At 49.1% G+C, this 15,072-nt stretch carries 15 protein-coding genes; 9 read left to right on the top strand and 6 right to left on the bottom strand.

From position 1 onward, the window contains the following. Positions 1 to 1,758, bottom strand: coding sequence for an ABC transporter ATP-binding protein (locus DFP94_RS19855; protein WP_114498217.1), 1,758 nt, complete (start codon positions 1,756 to 1,758; stop codon positions 1 to 3). 528 nt (positions 1,759 to 2,286) lie between these two features. On the opposite strand from DFP94_RS19855, the gene DFP94_RS19850 reads away from it, so the two are divergent. Then, entirely contained in the window at positions 2,287 to 2,583 is a 297-nt protein-coding gene (locus DFP94_RS19850) for a HesB/YadR/YfhF family protein (protein ID WP_114498216.1), read from the top strand. A 151-nt stretch (positions 2,584 to 2,734) separates the two neighbouring features. On the opposite strand, the gene DFP94_RS19845 is transcribed toward DFP94_RS19850, so the two are convergent. Further along, positions 2,735 to 3,250, bottom strand: a complete 516-nt coding sequence (locus DFP94_RS19845) for an ADP-heptose synthase (RefSeq protein WP_114498215.1) — start codon at positions 3,248 to 3,250, stop codon at positions 2,735 to 2,737. A gap of 201 nt (positions 3,251 to 3,451) precedes the next feature. On the opposite strand from DFP94_RS19845, the gene DFP94_RS19840 reads away from it, so the two are divergent. Both DFP94_RS19840 and DFP94_RS19835 read left to right on the top strand, forming a co-directional pair. Next, on the top strand, positions 3,452 to 4,414 hold the full coding sequence (locus DFP94_RS19840) for a phosphotransferase family protein (RefSeq protein ID WP_114498214.1): 963 nt from the start codon (positions 3,452 to 3,454) through the stop codon (positions 4,412 to 4,414). Between the two features lie 17 nt (positions 4,415 to 4,431). Beyond that, positions 4,432 to 6,183 carry an ABC transporter ATP-binding protein gene (locus DFP94_RS19835; RefSeq protein WP_114498213.1) on the top strand — a complete coding sequence of 584 codons (1,752 nt, stop codon included), beginning with the start codon at positions 4,432 to 4,434 and terminating at the stop codon, positions 6,181 to 6,183. 157 nt (positions 6,184 to 6,340) lie between these two features. On the opposite strand, the gene DFP94_RS19830 is transcribed toward DFP94_RS19835, so the two are convergent. From DFP94_RS19830 to DFP94_RS19820, 3 genes are all read right to left on the bottom strand, one after another. Beyond that, positions 6,341 to 7,075: an SDR family NAD(P)-dependent oxidoreductase gene (locus DFP94_RS19830; protein ID WP_114498212.1), complete on the bottom strand. Its 735-nt coding sequence runs from the start codon at positions 7,073 to 7,075 to the stop codon at positions 6,341 to 6,343. 201 nt (positions 7,076 to 7,276) lie between these two features. Next, entirely contained in the window at positions 7,277 to 7,729 is a 453-nt protein-coding gene (locus DFP94_RS19825; RefSeq protein WP_181873232.1) for a DUF441 domain-containing protein, read from the bottom strand. A gap of 41 nt (positions 7,730 to 7,770) precedes the next feature. Further along, positions 7,771 to 8,763, bottom strand: coding sequence for a YpdA family putative bacillithiol disulfide reductase (locus DFP94_RS19820; RefSeq protein ID WP_114498211.1), 993 nt, complete (start codon positions 8,761 to 8,763; stop codon positions 7,771 to 7,773). Positions 8,764 to 8,982: 219 nt separating this feature from the next. On the opposite strand from DFP94_RS19820, the gene DFP94_RS19815 reads away from it, so the two are divergent. From DFP94_RS19815 to DFP94_RS25600, 5 genes are all read left to right on the top strand, one after another. Beyond that, positions 8,983 to 9,456, top strand: coding sequence for a DUF3939 domain-containing protein (locus DFP94_RS19815; protein WP_114498210.1), 474 nt, complete (start codon positions 8,983 to 8,985; stop codon positions 9,454 to 9,456). 135 nt (positions 9,457 to 9,591) lie between these two features. Next, entirely contained in the window at positions 9,592 to 10,290 is a 699-nt protein-coding gene (locus DFP94_RS19810) for an HAD family hydrolase (RefSeq protein ID WP_114498209.1), read from the top strand. Positions 10,291 to 10,742: 452 nt separating this feature from the next. Then, positions 10,743 to 11,825: a ribosome small subunit-dependent GTPase A gene (gene rsgA / locus DFP94_RS19805; RefSeq protein ID WP_114498240.1), complete on the top strand. Its 1,083-nt coding sequence runs from the start codon at positions 10,743 to 10,745 to the stop codon at positions 11,823 to 11,825. 219 nt (positions 11,826 to 12,044) lie between these two features. Continuing rightward, positions 12,045 to 13,256, top strand: a complete 1,212-nt coding sequence (locus tag DFP94_RS19800; protein ID WP_114498208.1) for an MFS transporter — start codon at positions 12,045 to 12,047, stop codon at positions 13,254 to 13,256. A 119-nt stretch (positions 13,257 to 13,375) separates the two neighbouring features. Beyond that, complete coding sequence (locus DFP94_RS25600) at positions 13,376 to 13,516, top strand: hypothetical protein (protein WP_181873231.1); 141 nt, start codon at positions 13,376 to 13,378, stop codon at positions 13,514 to 13,516. Positions 13,517 to 13,567: 51 nt separating this feature from the next. Here DFP94_RS25600 and DFP94_RS19795 read toward each other — a convergent pair whose 3' ends face one another. Then, on the bottom strand, positions 13,568 to 13,807 hold the full coding sequence (locus DFP94_RS19795) for a hypothetical protein (protein ID WP_114498207.1): 240 nt from the start codon (positions 13,805 to 13,807) through the stop codon (positions 13,568 to 13,570). A gap of 358 nt (positions 13,808 to 14,165) precedes the next feature. Between DFP94_RS19795 and DFP94_RS19790 the strand changes: the two genes are divergently transcribed. After that, a complete protein-coding gene (locus DFP94_RS19790; protein WP_114498206.1) occupies positions 14,166 to 14,996 on the top strand; it encodes a hypothetical protein in 831 nt (276 codons plus the stop codon). The last annotated feature ends 76 nt before the right edge of the window (positions 14,997 to 15,072 follow it).

The raw sequence follows: 15,072 nt of genomic DNA, 5'->3' as shown, positions 1-15,072 counted from the left end.
TTAGGACACCTCCCCGTCAGTCAGGTTGGATTCCACCTGCTGGCGTTCATATTGTTCACGGTACCAGCCGCCGGACTGCAGCAGCGTTTCGTGGGTACCTTGCTCGATGATGCGCCCCTTTTCCAGCACGACGATCCAGTCGGCATGTTCGATCGCCGATAAGCGGTGCGTGGAAATGAGCGTTGTTTTGCCGGAGCGTTTACTTCGGATATTCCCGATAATCCGGGCCTCCGTCCGTGCATCGACCGCGGACAGGGCGTCGTCAAGAATCAGGATGTCCGGATCGGCGATAAACGCTCTTGCCAGCGAGACGCGCTGTTTCTGGCCACCGGACAGGGCGACGCCTTTTTCGCCGACAAGCGTATCCAGCCCATCGGACAATGTGCCGAGGTCCTGGTCGAAGGCTGCGGTCCGGATCGCTTCCATGATGACTTCATCCGGCGCGTCGGAAAGTCCGAACTGGATGTTTTGCCGGACCGTTTTGGAGAACAGCACCTGTTCTTGAGGCACATAGCCGATCCATCCGTGTAACCGGTTTAGGGCAATCTGCCCGATCGGAACGCCTGAGATCGCAAGCTCACCGCTTCCGGACGGATACTCGTGCAGCAATTGTTTCAACAGCGTCGATTTCCCGCTGCCGGTTCTGCCTACAATGCCGAGGGTTTCGCCGCGCCGGATGGTCAAGCCGATATTCTCCAGATTGTTAATGGTCGAGGTCGGATAGCGGAACGTGACGTCTTTGAATTCGATGCTTTCCGGTTTGGCGATATCCACCGGATGCTCCGGGTCCTCGACGTCGGGGCGTACATTCAACGTTTCGTTCACGCGATCCAGCGAAGCGCCGCCGCGCTGCATGACGTTGATCAGTTCGCCGATCGCAAACATCGGCCAAATCATCATCCCCAGGTACATGTTGAAAGATACGAGATCGCCTAGGGTCAGTTCATTGTTAAATACGAGATAAATGCCGTAGGTCAGGCCGATCGCATAACTGAGCCCGACACAAAGGCGGATGGTCGGTTCAAAGTAGGCATCCACTTTGGCCACGGCCAGATTTTTTTGGTACACGTCGTTCGTAATCTCCTCAAACCGTTTTTCGTCATTCCGCTCCTGAACATAGGCGCGGATGACGCGAATGCCGGCTACCGATTCCAACACCTGATCGTTCATGTCCCCGAAGGCATCCTGGGCAAGCGTATAACGCTCATGAATGATCCGGCCGTAAATTTTCATCGCCAGCGCGATAAAGGGAAGAGGGATGATCGCGGCCAAGGTCAGCTTCCAACTGATCAGCGTACTCATCGCAATAAAAATGACCGACAGATAAGCGGTGGAATCCGTCAGCGTCAGCATCCCGAAGCCGACGGTTGCCGCTACCGAGCGCAGATCGTTCGTCGCGCGGGCCATCAGGTCGCCTGTCCGGCTACGTTCAAAGAACGGGGGCGTCATGCCCAACAAATGGTTCATAAATCGGGTACGCAGCAAACGCTCCACCAGATTGGAGCCACCGAACAATTTATGCATCCATATGTACGTGATCAGATAAATAACGGCGAGGACGGCGATGATGAGCAAGATATAAATGGTCAGCGAATTCCAGGTAACGGTGCCGGCCACGATCTCGTCGATAGCGCTGCCAAGCAGCCTTGGCGGTGCGAGTTCAATGATTCCTGCCACGATTAGCAGAATCAGGCCGATTATATACCGCCTTTTTTCTCTTTTAAAGAACCATCCCAAATTTTTTAGTACAGAAAACATAGCGAAGGTTTCCTCCTTTTCTCTACATCCAGTTTGTTGTCTTTCTAACCTCTACAGGTGCCGGAAACCGCCTTTTACTCCCAATAGGTGATGCAGTTGCCAGGGCGCTTAGCTATTCAAGCGCATTCCAATAGCATGAAAACAGCAAAAAAGGCATATCGTCCGTAAACGATATGCCTTAATAACTTTAACATATGTCGCATACGCTACTCGACCTGCGCAAGTAACCGCCGCGAAATGGATAAGCTGCTTTTCTCACATGCCTAATTGTACGAAAGGATTCGGTACAACAACGCTCCATTGAAGCCTGCAGGGGTTACTACGGTATTCTGTTGTTTGCGGTCGCTCTGAACGTGAGCGGGAAAATTGTTAAACATAAACACCGTACCCCCTTTCTGAATGGTAATTAATTCAAACTTCGATCTCGTATGTTGACGATTTTATCATCGGTTTTGCAAAGGTGTCAATTTATTTTTTGCAATTTATAAGGATTGGGCTAAAATAAGGAGAGAACAGGAGGGGACGCAGATGATTGAAATTTCCAAAGAAGCCGCACAGTGGTTCAAAAAAGAGCTTGATCTGAAGCAAGGCCAGTCGGTTCGATTATTTGCCCGTTACAGCGCCGGCGGTCATATCCATCCCGGTTTTTCACTCGGCATTCAGTCAGATCATCCGGTTTCGCCGGGAATTTCCTCCGAAGCGGAGGGAATTACGTTCTTCATGGAGGATCAGGACAAGTGGTACCTGGATGGATACAACCTTAAGGTCGCCTATAACTCCACTGAAGACGATATTGAATATGAATACGAGCCAATAGCTCCTTGAACGTAGGTTAAGGAAATTCCCCGGAGAAGAAAAAAAGGATTGAGCGATGAAGGACATCGCCCGATCCTTTTATGTTTATCGGCCCATAATGAAAACGCTTGGAAGAGGGAAAACATTGCTCCGGTTCAGCAAAGGGTCCGAATATAAGACTTTAATTCAGGTTGGAGAAAATGCTGTCCTCCATCGCAAAGTCGAAATCGCCGATATCAAACACCTGAACGGGAGCCTCGGCTTCGATTATACGACGGATAAGCTCAAGCTGATCGGTTAATACCGGTGCATTTTCCCGTTGTGCGGTAAGCACGATTTCGGTTTCGATCGGATCGAGCAACTCCCCGAACTGTTCATTATCAACCGCGTTGATGACGATCCAGGAAATGTTATCGCCGAACAAAATGGCCGGGCTCTTGGACCATGGCACGGATAGCGCACGTTCCAGTTTCTTGCGGTTGAGCGGTTCCTCAAGATAGGAGATCAGCTCGCTGATCTTGTTTTTGACATGCAGGTCGTCCGAAGCATCGTTCATCAACGGTTCCGGACTATTTTGAAATTCGTAAAGCTCCATGACGGTGGTGTAAGGGACAATATATTCGACAGGTGCTGAAGGCACCAGCAATTCACCGTAAATCGCCACCATCACGGCTTCGATGACAAATCGACGTGACATGGTTATCCTCCTAATGCGGCTGCCGCCTATGGTTGACTGTCTCCTAAGTAGCGCGGCCCGAGCGGGTTCTGCTCATGCTACACCGCAACTAATAACGCTCTTGCAGGCAGTGACATGTTAATATGGAGTATATCATTATTGAGTTGACAAATACAGCATTACGCAAAAAATGAGCGGTTGTCCAGCGGAAGGGAGCACGGAATGGAAGTTTTCGATCGGCCGGGGTATCCGGCGTTGCCAAAGCAAGTGCTGTCATGGATAGAGGAGCAAGCCGGGACACAATCCCGGGTGGTGCAGGTAACTCCGCTTCAAGGCGGGATTTCCTCCGCGGTAGTTGCTTTGGAAGTTTACCACGGTGAGAATAACGAGCAAATCCATTGGGTAATTCGGCAGTTTACGGATACGAACTGGCTCCAGATTGAGCCCGATTTGGCTCTGCATGAAACAGCGGCATTGCAGGCCGCCAGGCCTACAGGGCTGCCATCGCCTGAATGGATCGCAGCAGATCCTGACGGCAAGCGCTGCGGGCTGCCGACGGTGCTGATGAGCCGATTGCCGGGTCGGGTGGTTCTACCGCCGCAAGCCCCTTCGCTTCCCTGGCTTCAGGGATTGGCAGGGATTGCAGCAAAATTGCATGCGTCGAAAGCCGAGCCGATATCGTGGAATTATTTTACGTACAATAAGATAGAGCGGCTTCAAATTCCGGAATGGACGACCAAGCCTGCCGCATGGGCTAAAATAATTGAATGTCTCCAAGGCCCGCTTCCCGGTTATGCGCCCCGATTGATTCATCGGGATTTTCACCCGGCCAACGTGCTTTGGCAGGATGAGCACGTGAGCGGTGTCGTCGACTGGGTAAATGCGTGTCAGGGTCCGGCGGGGATCGATACCGGACATTGCCGGCTGAACCTGGTTCAGTTGTACGGAACGGAAACGGCGGATATTTTTCTGAAAGCATATCTGGATTCTAAAGGTAGTGTAGCGGAGGCAGCTAATCCATATTGGGACATGCTTTGTTTAATCGAGGTGCTGCCGGGGCCTCCAGGGGTATATAAAGGATGGGAAGACCTCGGATTTCGAGGTTTGAATGCAGGCCTGATCCAGTCGCGTCTGGATGATTATGCGGAAAGTTTGGCGAAGAAAGCTAGAAGAAGAGATAACTAAAGGGATGTGCAATCAAGTTGATGCATTGGAAAGCTTATTTTCAGTTTGTAAAACCTTATACGAAGTGGATTATTTTAACCTTGATCATCGGAATCCTGAAGTTCGGCATCCCCTCGCTGCTACCGTTGGTCCAGAAGTATGTCGTTGACGATATTTTGCTCAATCCTAGCGTGGACATCGGCGAGAAAATAAACCGGCTTCTTACGGTACTCGGAGGTACATTATTTCTCTTCGTCATCGTACGGGGGCCGGTGGAATATGCCAGACAGTATTTTGCCCAATTCATTACGGCCAAAATATTGTTCGATTTACGCAACAAACTCTATGCCCATTTGCAGCGGCTATCGCTCAGGTACTATCAAAACACCAAGGTGGGAGAGGTCATTTCCCGCTTTATCAACGACGCGGAACAAACGAAAAATATCGTCGAAGTCGGCATGATGAACGTTTGGCTGGATTCTTTTACCCTGGTGTTTGTACTCGGATTCATGTTCTATCTCAATCCGCTGCTTACGCTCGTAGCGATTGCGATATTTCCGCTCTATGCGCTGGCGGTGAAAGTGCTGTACAAACGGCTGAAAAAGCTTACCAAGGACCGCTCCGCCGCGTTGGCCGGTATTCAGGCTTATTTGCATGAGCGTATTCAGGGAATTTCCGTGATCCGCAGTTTTGCCCTGGAGCGCCATGAAGCGCGCCAATTTGAGGGCATTAACGGTAAATATTTGAGCCGGGCGATGGCACACAGCCGTTGGAACGCTTGGACGTTCGCTATTATCAACACTTTGACGGATATCGCACCGTTGCTGGTAATCGGGTACGGCGGATATGAGGTGATTCAAGGCCGTCTGACGCTGGGAACGTTCGTCGCCTTTTTCGGTTACCTGGACCGTTTGTATGCGCCGTTGAAGCGTCTGATCAACTCTTCCACGATCTTGACCCAGGCTTCCGCTTCCTGGGAACGGGTGTTGGAGCTTCTGGATGAACCTTATGATATGACCGATGCCAAGGATGCGGCGGTCATGCCGGCGGGTACTCATGGCATAATCTTCCGGAACGTTTGGTTCAAATATCAGGATCAGGGAAGCTGGGTGCTGAAAAATATTTCACTGCAAGTGAACCCCGGACAGACGGTTGCTTTTGTCGGAATGAGCGGGGGCGGAAAATCGTCCCTGGTCGGACTGATCCCCCGTTTTTATGACATTCAGAAAGGCACGCTTATGGTTGGCGGTAGAGATATCCGCGACTGGACGATGGAGAGCTTACGCAGCCGGATCGGCATGGTGCTGCAGGATAATTTCCTGTTCAGCGGCAGCGTGCGGGATAACATCAAACTGGGCAATCCGGATGCTGATGAGGAGGCGGTGGTGGCCGCTGCGAAAGCAGCCAATGCCCACGAATTTATTGAGGCGCTCCCGCAAGGCTATGACACCGAGGTTGGCGAGCGGGGGGTGAAGCTGTCAGGCGGCCAGAAGCAGCGGGTCGCGATCGCCCGCGTCTTTTTGAAGGATCCGCCGATCCTTATTCTGGACGAAGCGACTTCGGCGCTCGATCTGGAATCGGAGCATTTAATCCAGCAATCGCTTCAGCATTTGTCTCAGAGCCGTACTACCTTGATCGTCGCCCACCGGCTATCCACGATTACGCATGCCGATCTCATCATCGTGATGAAGAACGGCTCGATCGCGGAACGCGGTACGCATGAAGAGCTAATGGCCAAGGAGGATGGCGTTTACGCGCAGCTGTATAGTATTCAGAATTTGAACGCTTGATAAGTTTTCAAAGGTCCGCCCCGATTCGGAGTAATCCGGTATGGCGGAATTAATTTATCAAGCATCGAAATATTGATTTTGAAAAAAAGAATGCCGCCCACTTGAACGGGCGGCTAATTAAATTATCTCTCCCAAATTAGTTAACAAGAAATTGGAATTATCTTAGGTATCCGCCATTATTAATATCGAATGTTGCACCTGTATAATGCTTGGACTTATCTGATAATAAGAAGATAACAGTATCAGCAACATCCTCAGGTGTTACAGGCGTATCAATGAGCTGATGGCTTAAATATTGTTCCTTCCTCCAATCAGGTATTAAATCCATCATAGGAGTATTAACCATCGCAGGAGCAACAGCATTAACACGGATATATGGCGAGTAATTCATTGCACAACTTTTGGTTAAACCCAATATTGCTGCTTTCGATAGTCCATATATTGCATCTGAACTGCCTTCCATACCTGAAACTGAAGACATATTCACGATAACTCCATTACGTTTGCTGTGGAACAGTTTCTTTCCGAACATTTGGGAAAAATAAATAGCCCCCTTAAGATTTATATTTAGGACTTTATCAATTTCATCCACTTGATAGTCCAGTATATTTTTCGCCAAATAAATCCCTGCATTATTAATTAAACTATCTATGTCGTAATGTTCTTTCTCAACATATTCAAAAAATTTAACGACCTCTTGATGCTTACTTATATCTAACTGATATATATGTAAAGCATCATGGTTGTCCATAGCCCTCTTTAGATCACGTAAGGCTGGTTCATTAATATCACATGCAATTACTGAAGCACCTTCATGTAAGCAGTGTTTAACAATTTCTTTTCCAATTCCAGAAGCCGCACCTGTTATGATTACTTTTCTATGATTAAGCATTTTAGATCTCCTCTCCGCCTCTGTTTATTTCTCCACCTAACTAAACATTGTATCATGATCATTTTTTAATGCCTTCTCCAACTAAACTTGGTCGTTAGTCCATGAAGAAAAAGATATAATCTTCTTAATTCCATTCTTTAATGCTTTTAATAAAAAGAGGTTGTCCCACTCCTTGTCCATGGGATCAACCTCTTTATTTGCTTACACCTTTCCGATCAGCAGCGACAATATCCCCGCCGCGATCAGCGGGCCGACCGGCACACCGCGGAAGAAGGCGACGCCGAGCACGGTGCCGATCAAGAGACCGGCGACTACGGTCGGTTGGCTGCCCATAAGCGCGGCTCCGCGTCCGCCTAGCCAGGCCACGAGCATGCCTATGGCAATGGCGAGCAGCGACTTCCAGTGAAAAAAAGACGACCACAGCATTTGAAGCGAAAGCTTTCCGCTGGCTACGGGCGCCATTACGCCGATGGTCAGAATGATGATTCCTACGGTCAGGCCGTATTTCTCCAGCCAGGGAAAAGCATAGTGCATATGCAAGACCCGGATCAGCAGAAGAACGATCATGGCCACGGTAATCGGCATATTGCTGCTAAAGATCCCTAGTGCGGCCATGAATAATAGTAGAAGCGAAACAACATCGATTTGATTCATCTTAAGAATTCTCCTTATACCGGGTTTCCCGGCGGTCCAGGCTAGGCTTCAAGCTCCATCAATCCAGCGATATGCTCCGCAATTTGGCGGCCATGCCCGCGGCCGGATTCAATGAACACTTCGTTCGCGTTGCGGCCTGAGGCGATGACGCCGGCGACATAAATGCCGGGAATATTGCTTTCCATGGTAACCGGATCGAACACCGGCTTTTCCATTTCGCCGGACATCTCCACCCCGGCATCCAGCATGAGCTTCCGGTCCGGGCAAAACCCTGTCAGCGCCAATACAAAGTCATTCGGCAGCGAAGTTTTTTCCCGGTATTCTGCGGATTCGACGATAATTTCCCGCTCGCGAATCTGAACGACCTTTGACTCCAGAAGAAGTTTGATTTTCCCTCTGCTGACCATGCTTTCAAAGACAGGTTTCACCCAAGGTTTGACGGACTGGGACATTTCTTTGCCGCGGTAGATGACCGTGACGTCAGCGTCGACGCGAACCAGTTCCATAGCGGCATCGACCGCTGAATTGCTGCCCCCGATGACCGCAACCTTCATGCCGGCATAAGGATGGGCTTCCTGGAAGTAGTGGGATACTTTATCGGTATCTTCTCCCGGAATTCCCAAAATATTAGGATGGTCAAAGTAACCTGTGGAAATAACGACATAACGGGTAGGATATTCCCATGGTTCACCGCTACGCGTGACGGAATGGACAATAAAGGTGCCGTCGGGTTGGCGCTCGATCCTGGTGGCTTCTTCATAGGCTGCAATTTGCAAGCCGTAATGTTGACTTACCCGGCGGTAATAAGCAAGCGCCTCGTGACGAAAAGGCTTCTCGTTGGGAGAAACGAATGGAATATCCCCGATTTCGAGCATTTCCGGAGTGCTGAAAAATTGCATATGCGTAGGATAAGAATAGATCGAATGGACGAGGCAGTTCTTTTCAAGTATGAGCGTATGTAAGCCGCGCCGTTGGCATTCAATGGCCGCGGAGAGTCCGCAAGGACCCGCTCCGATAATTATGACGTCCTGCATGAGAGTCCTCCTAGGTATGATTTTGGCTTGCTGAACATTATCATCCTACCGCAAACGCCGGAGAATATCCAGAGACGTGCGTTTGGCGCCGATTGGCTTGTCCAGGGTATGACTATTCTATGACGTTTAGCTAAATTAGCGTTCAAAACAGGTGAATCAGGATACAATAATATTGTAAGCGCTTCCCATACAAATAATCCAAGTTAGGAGGTACCTGTCATGCTGTTTTGGACAAAAAATAGCCGTAAGCGCCGTCTTGCTGCCGGTTCTCCTCCTGCCGTGCAGGTGACGCTCGAAGATGTCAAACTAGGCGTTCTGCGATATGAGGCAGAGATGCCGGAAGGCATTAATCGCAAATCGCTGCTTTTGCCTGATGGAAGTCTGGATTTAAGACGATTGTCGCGTTATTTGGGCGGAGTCAGTGAGCAGAAGTTTTATTTATCCCGTGAAACTTACGAGATCTTCGAAGAAGAGGATCGGGAAATCCCTTATTTCCTGGATCTCGTGCAAGTTGCTGTGGACGTTTATGTGGAGGAAACCGGCAAGCTTCCCGTGTTGAAGCCGGATCAACCGCATCAAGTGGACTACAGGTTGTTGCAAAGAGAGCATTACCTGAAGGAAATACCGCCGTTTCCGTTATATATCACGGATCAGGAAATGCTGCTGAGTCATCGGCCGAAGCAGATTATTTAATTAAATTAAATTAAGCTTCAATTTGAAAAGCGCAGGTCCGGCCTATGGATTTGTGCTTTTTATTTTCCTTGCCTGCAAAATGAACAATACGCTGTTACAATATAAAAAGGAGAACGATAGAAATAGAGGGATGGTATGGAGAGAATTAATGCGGTCTTGTTTGACTTGGACAATACGCTGATGGACCGGGATTGGACTTTCCGGGAATTCGCTAAGCAGTTGGTGCGGGAGCGCTTGCGTGTCAAAGATCAGGAGGAGATCGACAAGATCGTTGCTTATATGATCGAAAGCGATGTGGACGGGTATCGGCCGAAAGAAGGCTTTTTCCGGGAATTGATCGATACGTTGCCATGGACCGTGAAGCCTGATTTAACCGAATTGAAAACCTATTATGATAAAAATTATATGTCCCACGCCCGTGTGATGGAGCATGCAGTGGATGCGCTGCAAACGTGCCGGTCTCTTGGACTGAAGCTTGGCATCATTACGAACGGGTTCAGTCATTTACAGCATGGCAAAATCGATTTGCTGGACCTTCGCGGGTATTTCGATGCCGTCGTCGTATCCGGTGATATCGGAATTAAAAAGCCGGATGAGCGCATCTACCGGAATGCGTTAGAAAGATTAGGGGTAGCGGCGGAGGAGACAATTATCGTCGGGGATCATCCGCGAAACGATATTTGGGGAGCCTCCCAGGTTGGGATACGCGGCGTCTGGTTGCTCAGGAAACATGTCTGGTTCGAGGATCTCGAAGGCGGGGCCCCTTGGCGCACTATCAACGAATTGAGCGAGGTTGCCCCATTGCTTCAAGCCTGCTGTTTACCCGAAATTTAAAAATATTGGCAATGGCAGGTTGACAAATGTTTCCGGGTTCGAATATGATGTAGACAAATCTTTTAAGGAGGCTGGTAATTATGTACGAAGTTAACAATGATATGTTCGCTGCGATCCAATACATGATTACGGTCTTTGGACGGGATAACTTTTAACGGGCGCCAATGGGTTGTTTATTTGAACAACGGGAATTAACGCCTCGATAAATGGATATTGCCGCAGGACCGTACAGGTCCTGCGTTTTTTCGTATCCGGAGCTTTTCATATTTCCGGATACGAAATGATGGATAACGATCTTCCTTGCTATTTAAGTTAAATGGGGTTCTATGTCCATATTCGAAGACGCGGGTGAATTGACCCGCGTCTTTTTTTGTTTTCTAAAACCACAAACAGCTAACCGGGAGGAAACCAATTTGAATTTACAGTCAAAAAGAAGCAATAAAGATTTGAGTATGGCCGTACTAGGCTGGAACCAGAAATGGGAGGAAGCCTTTGCTGAGCTAAAGCTCGAGGGAGCACAACCTGGCCGAATTATCGCAGATCATGGGCATAAGTACCGGGTAATGACCGAACGGGGCGAAGGCTGGGCGGAATTGTCAGGTAAGCTTCAGCATGAGCTTGGAGACCGGAGCGCGTATCCGGCGGTAGGCGATTGGATTGCGCAGCGTTTCTTTTCGGAATCAGAGAAAGACGGCATCATTCACGGAATATTGCCGAGATTTAGTACAATTTCCCGCCGGGCCGCCGGGTCGGTGCCGACGGAACAAATTATTGCCGCTAATGTAGACGTACTGCTGCTCGTGGCCGCTTTGAATCTGGATTTCAATCTCCGCAGGCTCGAACGCTACCTCGTAATGGCTTGGAATAGCGGAGCAAATCCGGTTATTTTGCTCAGCAAAGCGGATCTATGCGAAGATCCGGAGCAATTTGTGAAGGAGACGGAGTCGATTGCTCCGGGAGTTCCCGTGATCGCCGTCAGTGCCATGGAAGATCAGGGGCGGGATCAACTTGAAGCTTTGCTTCGGCCCGGCTTGACGGTGGCGCTTACCGGATCTTCCGGTGCCGGGAAATCGACGATTCTGAACTGGTTGGCCGGGGAGGAGAAGCAGTTCACGCAGGGAATCCGGGAAAGCGACAGCCGCGGCCGCCATACGACCACGCACCGTGAAATGTTCGTGCTTCCGCAGGGAGCCGTGATGATCGATACGCCGGGAATGCGCGAACTGCAGCTTTGGGATGATGCCGGCGGGGGCTGGTCGGAAGCGTTCACGGACATAGAAGAGTTCGCGGCGCAGTGCCGGTTCGGAGATTGCCGTCATGAGCGGGAAGAGGGCTGCGCGGTGCAGGAAGCGGTAAGAAGCGGAGATCTGGATCAGAAGCGGCTGGAGAATTACCGTAAAACCCAGCGTGAATTGAAGTATCAAGCTACTAAAGAGCAGGCTCGCCAGCGAAACGACCGCAAAACATCCGGCAAAAAAGAAACCCGCCGGGGTAAAGGCGAGCAGCGAAGACGGTTTGAGCTGGAACGGGATTGAATCGACTGGCCGCTAGATTAAAGCGGCAGCCTTCTGGGTTTGGGAATCCCAGTAGGCCCAGTCATGCCCCCGGGGATGACTACTCTCTTTATATCCTCACGACCGCTGCTTCCTGCATCCGTAAAGTTTTCAAATCTGCCTTGTCCATAAAGTGGTACAATAGAACAATAGCTGTCTACCCGGGGAAAATAGTCTTTACAACAATGGGGGTGGATAACGATGGAATTCCCCTGGAAAAGAAATTTGTACGTTTTATGGCTTGGCGCGTTTTTTTGCAGTATGGCCTATTCGATGGTGATCCCGTTTATGTCTCTATTTATAGCGAATGATCTGGGCGTCACCGAACATTTGACCCTATGGTCGGGATTTGCATTTGGAATCACTTTTTTGGCCGGTGCGCTGATCTCTCCTTTTTGGGGATCGCTTTCGGATAAGTATGGCCGCAAGCCGATGCTTCTTCGTTCCGGGTTTGCACTATGTGCGGTTTATCTTCTTAACTCGCTAGTACAGAATCCGATACAACTGATTGCGGTGCGCATACTATCAGGTCTCCTTGCAGGATATATCCCTGCGGCGATTGCTCTGGTCGCCACGAATACGCCCGAGAAGCGGGTGGGCTTTTCGCTCGGAATCATGTCGACCGCCAGCGCGGCCGGCGGGATCATCGGACCGATGATCGGCGGTTTTGTCAGCAAGTATCTGGGATACCGCGAATCGTTCCTGGCGGCGGGCTTCGTAGTGCTGCTCTCCGCGATTATCGCCTGGCTGTTCGTAAAGGAAGAGAACTTTGACCGAACCCGAGAACGTTCGCATGTAATCGACGATCTTAGGGAAGCGAAGGCGAACTCGGCTTTCATGAGACATTTGGGCGTCGTGTTAATCGTTACGGCTTCCGTCATGGTGCTGGAGCCGCTGCTTTCACTTTATGTGCTAGACTTGGGAGCTTCCTCTTCGGATGCATCGCTCAGCTCCGGAATTATCTTTTCGGCGGTGGGGATTGCTACGGTACTAGCAGCGCCTGTATGGGGGAAGATTGGAGAGCGGATCGGGTACCGAAACACGCTGATGATCGGACTTTTGGGCGGTGGTATCGGAAATATTCTGCAACTGTTCTTCCATAGCCTGATTGGTTTTGGTTCTCTCCGTTTCATCTACGGCCTGTTCTTTGCAGCCGTTTTCCCGGCGCTTAACGCGCTGATTGTTGAAGCAACGGCACCTGAATTTCGCGGCAGAGCTTTCAGCTTGAATCAATCGTCAGCACAACTCGGGCATATGGCGGGACCGATTGCCGGCGGTGTGTTGGCGGGCTGGGTGCCCATTCCTGTCGTGTTCGTTTTGAATGGCGCGCTTCTGATGGCTACGGCTTGTCTGCTTCTTATGAGACGGGGCACAGTCCGAAACGCAAGCCGCCAGAAACATGTCGAACTCTAAGAATCCTTGTCAGGCGCGTTTTTTCGTTTAATCCTTTTAAAATGGGTTAATTTAGGAATAAGAGCGAAGCAGGAAATTTGTTCCTGTAACGTTTCAATAACGTGCTGGAGGAAAAAGATATGGCCATAGACCGGTTTATTATCAAAAAAATTCAAACCTGCACCTATGAACCGATGCGTCTGAATCTCCTGAGACTCTTTTTAATCCGGATTGAAAAAGCCATGCATGAAGAAGAGGCCCACAAAACGGCAGTTTATTAACCGCCGTCTGGGGCCTCTTTCTTTTTGCTATCAATACTCATGATTCTTCGCTTAGTATAGCGACAGAGCCAAAGAGTCGAATTCGCTTTTACTGTGCAGGATGGCTTCGGAACCTTCAATTTCGATGCTGATCAACGAATTCAGGCATTTCTTCAACGCTTGCTTACCGGTGCGGAATTTGTTCTCCAACGCACTGGTCAGGAGTTTCAAAGTACGTTGAACGGGTTGTTTGGTATCGGTGTTGAAATATACGGGAACTTGGGTGTTTTGGAAAGTAATTAAGATTTTCATAGCTAATCACCTCTATACAGTGGTCTCATATTACACATTGTAAATCACATTTCTTAAAAAAAGATTAAGATAAGATTATAATTAAATTAAGGTTTTGTGACGATAGGCAGCGGGAAAATGCTAGATTCTCGAACTGCCTTTTCATTTATTACGAATAGTTCAGGAAATAAGTTTCATATATTTAAGAAAAAAGTGCGATTCAATTCCTATTTAATTGGGTATGTTGTAATAGATTACCATGAATTTTTGGGCAACTTGAATTTAAAAGAATGATATGATAACAACATCCTGAACTACAAGGACCCTATTGGATAAGAAGTCAGCAAAGATATGACGTAGGTAAAAGGAGGTAGGCTGAATGATCATTACTGATACATCTCCCCTGGGAGCCGTAACGCTGGAATCGAAAGAATTATATTATCTGGCGGATTTGCTTGGGGCGGATTGCCTGGACGGCACGGAAAGTCCTTTTAGGGGGTATTTACAGGGCGGAATGGACGAAGATCGGGAAGAGGTCCAAGAATCCCTGATAATGAAAGGCGTTATTAACCGGGCAGCGAACGGCATGATGATCACGCAGCAGATGTTTTCAAGCCTGGCAGCCGTTTTATTTTCGGACAAGGCCTGCTGGATGAAATACCAAACCGGAACTCAAACTTTTGAAGAATTTTTACATATTACGAATGAGCGGGTTGTCGCGCTGGAACGATTGCCAGAGAATTCGAGCCTTCATAGGGTAGATGAGATCGGCTGTGTAAGCGAGGCCTGCGGCATGCTGGCCGGAAAGATGAAATGGAACCGGCGTACTCCCGGCGAATTACCTGCTTTGATGCTTTCCAGACGGCAGTTTGCGGAAATCGTCGCCCACTTGGATAAATTGGAGCTGGAGGAGATTTTGTCGGAACTATCCAAAGTATCCGATGATCAGGAGGGAATCATTGCCTTGGCTAAATGCATGAAGACCAGCATTTCGCATGGAGATCTCCAGTTTTTTGCCCGCAAAGGGGAACGGTGGGAGAGTCAAAGGGCACAATTTATCAACAATCATCATATGAATTGGTTGATCCGCGCCAGTTCAAGGGAAGAAGAGGACTGGCTAATCGCTACGCCGACACCGAACGAAAAATTTCAGGAAATGCTTCAGCTCTGGTTTCGACAACCAAGCAGCCACGTGGAGGACGGACATTAAATTTTTTCATTACGAATTTAGCTCCATTAAGCCGGGGCTCTTTTTTTTGCAAAAAAAAGTTGAATATATCGTATAT

Origin of the sequence: Fontibacillus phaseoli (genome assembly GCF_003337355.1) — a bacterium.
GTDB classification, from domain to species: domain Bacteria; phylum Bacillota; class Bacilli; order Paenibacillales; family Paenibacillaceae; genus Fontibacillus; species Fontibacillus phaseoli.
Note: the sequence above shows the minus strand (reverse complement) of the source record. Positions and strands in the feature narration are given on the sequence as shown.

What these genes read in the sequence shown, in the direction of transcription:
- DFP94_RS19855 (WP_114498217.1), bottom strand. Translation starts at nt 1,758, where the DNA reads ATGTTTTCTGTACTAAAAAATTTGGGATGGTTCTTTAAAAGAGAAAAA.
- DFP94_RS19850 (WP_114498216.1), top strand. Translation starts at nt 2,287, where the DNA reads ATGATTGAAATTTCCAAAGAAGCCGCACAGTGGTTCAAAAAAGAGCTT.
- DFP94_RS19845 (WP_114498215.1), bottom strand. Translation starts at nt 3,250, where the DNA reads ATGTCACGTCGATTTGTCATCGAAGCCGTGATGGTGGCGATTTACGGT.
- DFP94_RS19840 (WP_114498214.1), top strand. Translation starts at nt 3,452, where the DNA reads ATGGAAGTTTTCGATCGGCCGGGGTATCCGGCGTTGCCAAAGCAAGTG.
- DFP94_RS19830 (WP_114498212.1), bottom strand. Translation starts at nt 7,075, where the DNA reads ATGCTTAATCATAGAAAAGTAATCATAACAGGTGCGGCTTCTGGAATT.
- DFP94_RS19825 (WP_181873232.1), bottom strand. Translation starts at nt 7,729, where the DNA reads ATGAATCAAATCGATGTTGTTTCGCTTCTACTATTATTCATGGCCGCA.
- DFP94_RS19820 (WP_114498211.1), bottom strand. Translation starts at nt 8,763, where the DNA reads ATGCAGGACGTCATAATTATCGGAGCGGGTCCTTGCGGACTCTCCGCG.
- DFP94_RS19815 (WP_114498210.1), top strand. Translation starts at nt 8,983, where the DNA reads ATGCTGTTTTGGACAAAAAATAGCCGTAAGCGCCGTCTTGCTGCCGGT.
- DFP94_RS19810 (WP_114498209.1), top strand. Translation starts at nt 9,592, where the DNA reads ATGGAGAGAATTAATGCGGTCTTGTTTGACTTGGACAATACGCTGATG.
- rsgA (WP_114498240.1), top strand. Translation starts at nt 10,743, where the DNA reads ATGGCCGTACTAGGCTGGAACCAGAAATGGGAGGAAGCCTTTGCTGAG.
- DFP94_RS19800 (WP_114498208.1), top strand. Translation starts at nt 12,045, where the DNA reads ATGGAATTCCCCTGGAAAAGAAATTTGTACGTTTTATGGCTTGGCGCG.
- DFP94_RS25600 (WP_181873231.1), top strand. Translation starts at nt 13,376, where the DNA reads ATGGCCATAGACCGGTTTATTATCAAAAAAATTCAAACCTGCACCTAT.
- DFP94_RS19795 (WP_114498207.1), bottom strand. Translation starts at nt 13,807, where the DNA reads ATGAAAATCTTAATTACTTTCCAAAACACCCAAGTTCCCGTATATTTC.
- DFP94_RS19790 (WP_114498206.1), top strand. Translation starts at nt 14,166, where the DNA reads ATGATCATTACTGATACATCTCCCCTGGGAGCCGTAACGCTGGAATCG.